This window comes from Pseudomonas sp., assembly GCF_036404235.1.
Taxonomy (GTDB): domain Bacteria; phylum Pseudomonadota; class Gammaproteobacteria; order Pseudomonadales; family Pseudomonadaceae; genus Aquipseudomonas.
Genome location: NZ_DASWOT010000175.1, coordinates 22,853 through 31,480, shown reverse-complemented (window position 1 = coordinate 31,480; position 8,628 = coordinate 22,853). Strand labels below are relative to the sequence as shown.

Sequence of the window (8,628 nt, the reverse complement as noted above, 5' to 3'; positions counted from 1 at the left end):
AGCCATGTCCGCACCGGACGGCATGATCCGCATCCCATTGAACGAAGAGTCGTCCAAAGGTGCGGGGCAAATTGAAGAGTTCCTGATGCAGTTCAACGGCGAAGGTATCCAGCACGTCGCGTTCTTTACCGACGACCTGATCAAGACATGGGACGCTTTGAAAGCCATGGGCATGCGCTTCATGACGGCGCCGCCGGACACGTATTACGAGATGCTCGAAGGGCGTCTGCCCAATCATGGTGAGCCGGAGGATGAACTGAAGGCACGGGGCATATTGCTCGATGGCACCTCTGATGGCGGCACCCAACGGTTACTGCTGCAGATTTTCTCGGAAACCCTCATGGGGCCGGTGTTTTTCGAGTTCATCCAGCGCAAGGGTGACGACGGCTTTGGCGAGGGCAATTTCAAGGCGCTGTTTGAATCGATAGAGCGCGATCAACTGCGGCGCGGCGTGCTGACGGCAGATTGATAGTGGTGCGGTGTTGCAGACACCGCGCTGTCGCGCATCGGCAGTAAACCCAGTGCGCGTAGTTATAGTGTGTTCGATGAGTGTGAGCTTGCACACCAAGAGCCGAGCGTATGGCTGATATTTCAAACAGGGAATGGCATTTCCCCGCCCATGCGCTCACTGACAGCAACCGCTGTGGCCCGTAATCTCTGAGCCGCCAGCGTCTGCCGCTCATCGGACAACACTGAGGCAGACCCGACCACCGTCACCACGCCCACCAGTTTATTGCCCATGGCAAACACCGGTGATGACACAGCATTTACTCCCGCCATCAACAATCCCTGAATCTGATGCACGCCGTTGCTGCGGATATCGTCGATGTGCGTTGCGATGTCTTTTAGCTGTTTTGCATTGAGCGAAGCAGCTTCGGCGTCGCGTAATGCGCTGGTTTCGGTGGCAGACAAAAAGCTCTCAAACACCAACCCGGTGGACGAACCGAGCAGGGGTAGCACCGAGCCGATCTGCGTCACCAGCGTCACCGCGCCGAGCGATTGCTCGACATAGACCACGGTCGGGCCTTTATTGCCCCAAACCGCCAGAAAGCAGGTCTCGTTGAGTTCGTCGCGCAGGCTCATCAAGTGCGGTGCGGCAATCTTCAATACGTCCAGTTGATTCAAAGCGGCCAACCCGACCTGCAACGCCGAGCGGCCCAGCGCGTAATGATTGCTAACGGGGTTCTGTTCGGCGAAACCGCTGTCCACCAGCGCTTGCAAATAGCGATGCACCTTGCTCGCCGGCATGCCCACATATTCGGCCAGTTTTGACAGCGAGGTCGAAGGCGCCAACTCTGCCAACGCCTTGAGGATGCCCACGCCGACTTCAGCGGACTGCACTTTCTGTGGGCGTGCGCCTATGGGGCTTTCGGAATCAACGGTCATGGAAAAGTGCGCCGGTCTGAGAAGGCTGCTTTATAGCTTGACCCTCACACAAACTCAAATTACGTTATGCGTAATCTGTTTACGTAAAAATACTTGCCTGGCGACGCCGTTAAAACAACAAGAGGTCGAGATGTTCAAAACACCTGCGCCCGACGCCCTGACGTATCAAAGCGGCTTCGGTAATCAATTTGGCAGCGAAGCCATTGCGGGCGCGTTGCCCGTGGGGCAGAACTCACCGCAACGTCATCCCTTAGGCCTGTACGCCGAGCAATTTTCGGGCACTGCCTTCACGGTTGCCCGCAGCGAGGCCCGCCGCACCTGGTTGTACCGCATTCAGCCGTCGGCCAGTCATCCGCAATACCAGCGCCTGGAAACGCAAATCCTCGGCCAGCAACAGGGCCCGATTACGCCTAACCGACTGCGTTGGAACGCTTTCAACATCGCCACACAACCCACGGACTTCATCGACGGCCTGATTGCGCTTGCCAGCACATCGGCAGCCGATCAGGTCGAAGGCGTCAGCCTGTATGTGTACGCCGCCAATACCTCAATGCAACGCGCATTTTTCAATGCCGATGGCGAATGGCTGATCGTGCCGCAGCAGGGGCGTTTGCGCATTGTCACTGAGTTAGGCGTGCTGGACATCGAACCACAGGAAATTGCCGTGCTGCCCCGTGGCCTCAAGTTCTGCGTCCAGCTAAAAGACACCAACGCGCGCGGTTACCTCTGTGAAAACCACGGCTGTGCCTTGCGCTTGCCAGACCTGGGGCCGATCGGCAGCAATGGGCTGGCCAATCCCCGTGATTTCCTGGTGCCAGTGGCACATTTCGAAGACCAGCATCAGCCAGTGGTATTGGTGCAAAAATTTCTCGGTAAGCTGTGGGCGACCACGCTGCAGCACTCGCCTTTTGACGTTGTTGCCTGGCATGGCAACAACGTGCCGTACAAATATGATCTGCGGCGTTTTAATGCGCTGGGCACCGTGAGTTATGACCATCCTGACCCGTCGATCTTCACGGTACTGACCTCGCCGAGTTCGACGCACGGTCAGGCTAATGTCGATTTCGTGATCTTCCCGCCACGCTGGATGGTGGCGGAAAACACTTTCCGACCGCCGTGGTTCCACCGCAATCTGATGAATGAGTTCATGGGCCTGATCGACGGAGCCTACGACGCCAAAGCCGAGGGCTTCATGCCCGGTGGCGTGTCGTTGCACAACTGCATGAGTGCCCATGGACCAGACAACATCACCGCACAAAAAGCCATCACCGCCGAGCTCAAGCCGCACAAGATCGAGCAGACCATGGCCTTCATGTTTGAGACCAGCAAAGTGCTGCGCCCCAGCCGGCATGCGCTGGAATGCTCGCAACTGCAAACCGACTACGATGCGTGCTGGAGCGGCATCGCCAGAACGTTCAAACCTTTTGATCCGGACAGCCCACGATGAATACTTCTACACACCGTCGCAGTTGGGTGGTGTCGGCCAATGGTCACCCTGATTTTCCGCTGCAGAACCTGCCCTTAGGCGTGTTCACTTGCAATAACCTCAGCAAGCGTGGGGGCGTGGCCATTGGCGACCGGATTTTCGATCTGCAAGCGGCGCTGGACGCGAGCCTGTTCAACGGCGTAGCGCGTTTCGCGGCCGAAGCGGCCAGCCGCGACCAGCTCAACGACTTCTTTGCATTGGGTGCCTCGGCTCGCCAGGCATTACGCACCGAGTTGCTGCATCTGCTGGATGAAAAAAGCCCCCAGCGCGAACGTTTGCAGGCGATGAGCGAGACGTTGCTGCACCCCATGACCGATTGCCAGATGCACCTGCCTGCCAAGGTCGGTGACTACACCGATTTCTACGTGGGTATTCACCATGCAATCAATGTTGGCAGGCTGTTTCGGCCAGACAATCCGCTGTTACCGAACTACAAATACCTGCCAATTGCGTATCACGGTCGCGCCTCGACCTTGTGTGTGTCGGGTACACCGGTGAAACGGCCAAGCGGCCAGGCCCTCGCACCGGGTGCCGACGTACCAAGCTTTGGACCCTGCAAGCGTCTGGATTACGAGCTGGAAATGGGGGTGTGGATCGGGCCCGGCAATGAGGTCGGTGAGCCAATTGCCATTGCTGACGCCGAGCAGCATATCGCTGGCTTTTGTCTGCTCAATGACTGGTCGGCGCGGGACCTGCAAGCCTGGGAATATCAGCCGCTGGGGCCGTTTCTATCGAAAAGCTTCGCCACCAGTCTATCGCCCTGGGTGGTGACGGCAGAGGCGCTGGCGCCGTTTCGTTGCGCTCAGCCGCAGCGTCCAACAGGTGACCCTACGCCGCTACGGTATTTATTCGACGCCGCCGACCAGAAAGGCGGGGCATTGGATATAGAGCTGGAAGTGTTGCTGCTGACAGCGCAGATGAAGGAGCACGGCCTCGCACCGCATCGCCTTGCGTTGAGCAATACGCTGAACATGTACTGGACCGTGGCGCAAATGGTGGCGCACCACAGCGTCAACGGCTGCAAGCTACAACCCGGCGATGTGTTTGGCACAGGTACTTTGTCGGGGCCGCAAGCAGGGCAGTTCGGCAGTCTGCTGGAGATGACCGAGGGTGGGAAACATCCCATCGAACTGCCCGACGGCCAGACGCGAACCTTTCTCCAGGCGGGAGATGAGGTGATTCTGACCGCGCGTTGCCGACGCGAAGGGCATGTGTCGATTGGCTTCGGCGAATGCCGTGGCGTCATTGTGGGGTGAGCGCCTGATCACCTGAATGCATCTGTCCCGATTGCCTGCTCTGCACCGCTGTTACCGCTGGGCGCTGAACCGCTCCCGGTACGCTTGTGGCGTCACCGATACCGCACGCATAAAGCTGCGGCGCAGGGTTTCTTCGGTGCCGAAACCGCAGTGATCGGCGATGCGCTTGATCGGTAGGGCGCTGTCACCCAGCAGGCGCCGGGCAGCCTCGACGCGCAGTTGTTCGATGGCCCGCGCCGGGGTGTTGCCGGTCTGTGCCCGGTAATGGCGTACAAAGCTGCGCTCGCTCATGCCGACCTGCGCGGCGAGGGTCGCGACCGACAGTTCATTGGTCAGATTGTCGAGGATCCACGCGTGCAGGTCGGCAAAACGACTGTCGTTGTTGCGTGTGGCCTGCTGCATCGACAGCACGGTGCTAAATTGCGATTGGCCGCCGGGGCGCTTCAAAAACACCACCAAATCTTGCGCCACTGCCAATGCGATATTCCGGCCCAGGTCGGCTTCCACCAATGCCAGCGCCAGGTCGATACCCGCGGTCACGCCGGCCGATGTCCAGAGCGCGTCTTCGTTGATGAAAATCGGGTCGGAATCGACTTGCACGTTGGGGAATTGCTGCGCAAGTTCCTCGCAACTGTCCCAGTGCGTGACGACCCGATGGCCGTCCAGCAAGCCTGCGTGCGCCAGCATGAACGCGCCTGTACACACCGACGCCAGGCGCCGCGCCGAGGCCGCTTGAGTGCGCACCCATTGCAGCAGTTGTTCATCTTGCAACGCGGTGTGAACACCCCAGCCACCGGCGATGATCAGCGTGTCAGACGGCTCGTCAGGTAACGCAAAGGTATGCAGCCCTAATCCTGCGGACGACATCACGCAGTCGGGTTGGGCGGCAACGACTTTTGGCGCGTAGGGTGCTGGTTGCCCCCGTTTGACGGCCTGCACGTTGGCCGACGCAAAGACTTGTAGCGGCCCTGCTACATCCAGCAGTTGGACGTTGGGGAACGCGAGGATATGAACGGCTTTGGACGCGTGAGGCATAAGCAGACCTGTGAAAGGCTTGGTTGGCGTGATTTGTTGGTGTTATGGCGTATCCGCCAAAGGGTATCTGGCTAGAGTGCGTCTGTCCACGCGCTGCATGCCATTTATCGAAGCGCAACTGAGCAACCGAAATCACACGGAGCAGTCCCCATGACCCTGCACATCGGCATCTTGCTTTTCCCCAAGGTCCAACAACTGGACCTGACCGGCCCCTACGACATCTTCGCCAGCATGCCCGGTGTCACCGTGCATTTGCTGTGGAAAGACCTGAACCCAGTCACTTCGAGCACTGGCTTGGTGCTGATCCCCACCCAGACCTTTAGCGCAAGCCCTGCGCTGGATGTGATCTGCGTACCGGGTGGCGTGGGCATCGATGCGTTGATGGAAGACCCGGAAACATTGGCCTTCATCAAACAGCAGGCGGTCACCGCGAAATACATCACCTCGGTGTGTACGGGGGCGTTGGTGCTGGGCGCTGCCGGGTTATTGGAGGGACGCCGAGCCACCACGCATTGGGCTTCCCACGACCTGTTGGAAAGCTTCGGCGCGATCCCGGTCAAGGAGCGCGTGGTCCGTGACGGCAATTTGATGACAGGCGGCGGCGTTACCGCAGGGATTGACTTTGCACTGACGCTGCTCAGCGAGCTGTTCGACGCGCAAGCAGCCCAGCTTGTCCAGCTGCAATTGGAATATGCACCGGCGCCGCCGTTCAATGCGGGTCGTCCGGACACGGCGCCAGCCAGTGTCCTGGCGACGGCGACTGAGCGGGCGACGCCGGGTTTGATTGCGCGTCGGCAAATCATCGAGCGGGTGGTTGCCGGCCTGCGCTAGGCGCCACCGCTACTTGGCTGGAATCTCGTACCAGCACAGAAACAGATCCAGCGCCGATTCCACCACTGACGCCTGCTTTTCGGGCGTCAGCAGTGGTTCATTCAGAGTGATCTGTGGCCAGAAGGCGAATGCCTTGAGTAGGGCATGAATTTGGTGAGCGGCAAAAGCCGGGTCGACTTCCTTCAACCGGCCGTCCTTCTGAGCCCCACGAATCCAGACAGTGAAGGATTCTTCACGCTGATTCAGCCGATTGACCCAAGCTTGGGCACGATCCGGCGAGTGGATAGTGGCACCGATAGCAACCCGTGCCAGATCGATGAAATTGCTGTTGCCCAGGGTCTTCATTTTGGCCTGGAGCATCTCGTGCAGTTGCTCGCGCAAGGCGACGCCGGGGCGATAAGACGCATCGGGTTGATCGGTGGCATTGGCCCACAGCCGTTGCAGGATTTCCGAAAACAGCTCTTCTTTGCTCGGGAAGTGGTTGTACACAGTGCGCTTGGACACTTCTGCCCGGGCCGCGATGCGGTCCATGCTGGTGACCTCGAAACCGTGGTCTCGGAACTCGGCAATCGCTGCGAGCACAATGGATTCACGTTTTCGGTCGGTCAGGCGCAGGGGGGCAGTCATCAGGTTCGCTTCAAGAAAAAATTACACTCGGTAGTTTACTTGTCATCTCGGTTGATGCAAGCTTGAAACTACACTGTGTAGTGTAAAAAGCTGTTACATCTTCCTGCTTACGTCTTCTTGTCGTATGCAACATCCTGTAAAGCGTTCGCCCCTTGCGCACACCTCCAACCGTTTCACTGGAGTCAATACCCATGGCCTTGATCGAAAACCACCGCGAAGACGTTACCTCATTGCCTGTCTTGCCCCAGCATGAGGGTCGCTACAGCAATCACAAGCCGATGAACCGGCCCGGGTTCCTCAAGACCCTACGGATCTTCTGGAACGCCATACTCCACAAGCCGCGCCATACGCGTCCAGCGGGGCAAATCCCGGTTCAAGCGCTGTCTCGTCAGCAGTTGCTGGCAGCGCCGAACAATACCGTTTATCGCCTTGGGCATTCGACCGTTCTGCTGAAGCTGCGCAATCACTACTTTCTCACCGACCCAGTGTTCGCCGAGCGTGCATCGCCGGTGCAGTGGGCAGGCCCACAGCGTTTCCATCAACCGCCCATCAGCCTGGAGGATTTGCCGCCGCTCAAGGCAGTGATCCTGTCGCACAACCATTACGATCATCTGGACCGCATGACCATTGAGGTGCTCAAGCACAAGACCGAACACTTCATTACGCCCATCGGTGTGGGCGATACCTTGATCGAGTGGGGTGTGCCAGCAGAAAAAGTCCAGCAACTGGACTGGTGGCAATCGACGCAAATCCACGGTATCCGCTTCGTCGCCACGCCGGCGCAGCATTTCTCCGGTCGCACCCTACGTGATGGCAACCGTACATTGTGGGCGTCATGGGTGATGCTCACCGATCAACAACGGATTTTCTTCAGTGGCGACACCGGCTATCACGTGGGCTTCAAACTGATCGGCGAGCAATACGGCCCATTCGACCTGACGCTTATGGAAACCGGTGCGTACAACGTTGAATGGCCAGATGTGCATATGCAGCCTGAGGAGACGTTGCAAGCCCACCTCGACCTGCGTGGAAAGTGGTTGCTGCCGATTCACAACGGCACGTTCGATCTGGCCATGCACGCCTGGCATGAACCCTTTGATCGAATTCTGGCGTTGGCGTGGGAGCGTAGTGTTTCTATCACGACTCCACAGATGGGTGATCCGTTTTACATGGACTACCCGAACCGTGGCGAAGCGTGGTGGTTAAACGTGGAAAACTTCAGCGAAGAGAACGCGCGTGAAAAAGCGCCCGCCAGCAAGCGTCGGTGTTTGGGACGTTGCTCGGCGCGTCAGGTCGACAGCCGAGGTTGAAGGCTTAAGTCACTGAGTCGCCGCACACGAATGGTGGGATAGTCTTTTCGCTACTCACGTTTGAGTGCGGCTCATCGTCGGTATCCTCGGCGCTCGGCGGCATCGACGTGGACAGCCTCCATCAGCCAATCAACGCACCAACCCCAGGCGCTCATGCCAGTCGGCAATCGACTCCTCAGGATAATGTTCGAACTGTTTGTCGTTCGGCCCCGCCTGAACCTCAACCCAGGATGCTTTGGAGTCGAGCATCAGATGCGTGTGTTCCGGCGGGGTCGGCAGGGGTGTATCGATAGCCGACGCGAACGGGTGGATCAATTCGGGCCACTCTGGACTGAACAGCCACAGCGCACTGGCGCAATGTTTACAGAAATGCCGTTCGGCGTTGCTGATGTGCGTGGGTTGATCGCCGTCGCGCATCTTGGCGTGATAGATGCTGATGCTCGACTTGCCTTTGACCTTGAGGCTTTTCGCGTCGCCGCCCAGATTGATCGTGTAACCGCCACCGCCCTGGGTCTTGCGACAGATCGAGCAATAGCAGCGTTGATAAGGGTAGGGGTGGGCGCTGGTCAGGCTGAATTCCACCTCGCCGCAATGGCAGGAACCTTCGAGATGCATGGCGTTATCTCCGTTCTGATCGCTGAAATCTGGATGCACAACTTCATAGACCACAGATTGCAGCGATGTGCGTAGTTTTTTG

9 protein-coding genes are annotated in these 8,628 nt (G+C 58.5%); 5 read left to right on the top strand and 4 right to left on the bottom strand.

Annotation, left to right across the window (positions count from 1 at the left end):
* Positions 1-469: VOC family protein (locus tag VGC62_RS22145; RefSeq protein WP_331189216.1), on the top strand; the 469-nt coding region annotated here is incomplete at its 5' end.
* A gap of 122 nt (positions 470-591) precedes the next feature.
* Here VGC62_RS22145 and VGC62_RS22140 read toward each other — a convergent pair.
* Positions 592-1,386, bottom strand: coding sequence for an IclR family transcriptional regulator (locus tag VGC62_RS22140; protein ID WP_331189215.1), 795 nt, complete (start codon positions 1,384-1,386; stop codon positions 592-594).
* Between the two features lie 130 nt (positions 1,387-1,516).
* On the opposite strand from VGC62_RS22140, the gene hmgA reads away from it, so the two are divergent.
* Entirely contained in the window at positions 1,517-2,833 is a 1,317-nt protein-coding gene (hmgA, locus tag VGC62_RS22135) for a homogentisate 1,2-dioxygenase (protein ID WP_331189214.1), read from the top strand.
* Positions 2,830-4,128 (top strand): fumarylacetoacetase, encoded by a 1,299-nt coding sequence (fahA, locus tag VGC62_RS22130; RefSeq protein WP_331189213.1) that lies wholly within the window; start codon positions 2,830-2,832, stop codon positions 4,126-4,128. The genes hmgA and fahA overlap by 4 nt, the downstream gene beginning before the upstream one ends.
* 51 nt (positions 4,129-4,179) lie before the next feature.
* Here the strand turns inward: fahA and VGC62_RS22125 are convergent, their stop codons facing one another.
* A complete protein-coding gene (locus tag VGC62_RS22125; protein ID WP_331189212.1) occupies positions 4,180-5,163 on the bottom strand; it encodes a GlxA family transcriptional regulator in 984 nt (327 codons plus the stop codon).
* Between the two features lie 150 nt (positions 5,164-5,313).
* Between VGC62_RS22125 and VGC62_RS22120 the strand changes: the two genes are divergently transcribed.
* The gene (locus VGC62_RS22120; protein WP_331189211.1) at positions 5,314-5,994 is read left to right on the top strand and encodes a DJ-1/PfpI family protein; all 681 of its coding nucleotides are present in this window, start codon (positions 5,314-5,316) and stop codon (positions 5,992-5,994) included.
* A gap of 9 nt (positions 5,995-6,003) precedes the next feature.
* Here the strand turns inward: VGC62_RS22120 and VGC62_RS22115 are convergent, their stop codons facing one another.
* Entirely contained in the window at positions 6,004-6,621 is a 618-nt protein-coding gene (locus tag VGC62_RS22115; RefSeq protein ID WP_331189210.1) for a TetR/AcrR family transcriptional regulator, read from the bottom strand.
* Between the two features lie 191 nt (positions 6,622-6,812).
* Between VGC62_RS22115 and VGC62_RS22110 the strand changes: the two genes are divergently transcribed.
* On the top strand, positions 6,813-7,931 hold the full coding sequence (locus tag VGC62_RS22110; protein ID WP_414705835.1) for an MBL fold metallo-hydrolase: 1,119 nt from the start codon (positions 6,813-6,815) through the stop codon (positions 7,929-7,931).
* 129 nt (positions 7,932-8,060) lie between these two features.
* Here VGC62_RS22110 and VGC62_RS22105 read toward each other — a convergent pair whose 3' ends face one another.
* Entirely contained in the window at positions 8,061-8,546 is a 486-nt protein-coding gene (locus tag VGC62_RS22105; protein WP_331189209.1) for a GFA family protein, read from the bottom strand.
* Positions 8,547-8,628 lie beyond the last annotated feature (82 nt).

Bases quoted from the DNA above. Each gene is read 5' to 3' on its own strand.
- VGC62_RS22120 (WP_331189211.1), top strand. From the start codon at position 5,314: ATGACCCTGCACATCGGCATCTTGCTTTTCCCCAAGGTCCAACAACTG.
- hmgA (WP_331189214.1), top strand. From the start codon at position 1,517: ATGTTCAAAACACCTGCGCCCGACGCCCTGACGTATCAAAGCGGCTTC.
- VGC62_RS22115 (WP_331189210.1), bottom strand. From the start codon at position 6,621: ATGACTGCCCCCCTGCGCCTGACCGACCGAAAACGTGAATCCATTGTG.
- VGC62_RS22140 (WP_331189215.1), bottom strand. From the start codon at position 1,386: ATGACCGTTGATTCCGAAAGCCCCATAGGCGCACGCCCACAGAAAGTG.
- VGC62_RS22125 (WP_331189212.1), bottom strand. From the start codon at position 5,163: ATGCCTCACGCGTCCAAAGCCGTTCATATCCTCGCGTTCCCCAACGTC.
- VGC62_RS22105 (WP_331189209.1), bottom strand. From the start codon at position 8,546: ATGCATCTCGAAGGTTCCTGCCATTGCGGCGAGGTGGAATTCAGCCTG.
- VGC62_RS22110 (WP_414705835.1), top strand. From the start codon at position 6,813: ATGGCCTTGATCGAAAACCACCGCGAAGACGTTACCTCATTGCCTGTC.
- fahA (WP_331189213.1), top strand. From the start codon at position 2,830: ATGAATACTTCTACACACCGTCGCAGTTGGGTGGTGTCGGCCAATGGT.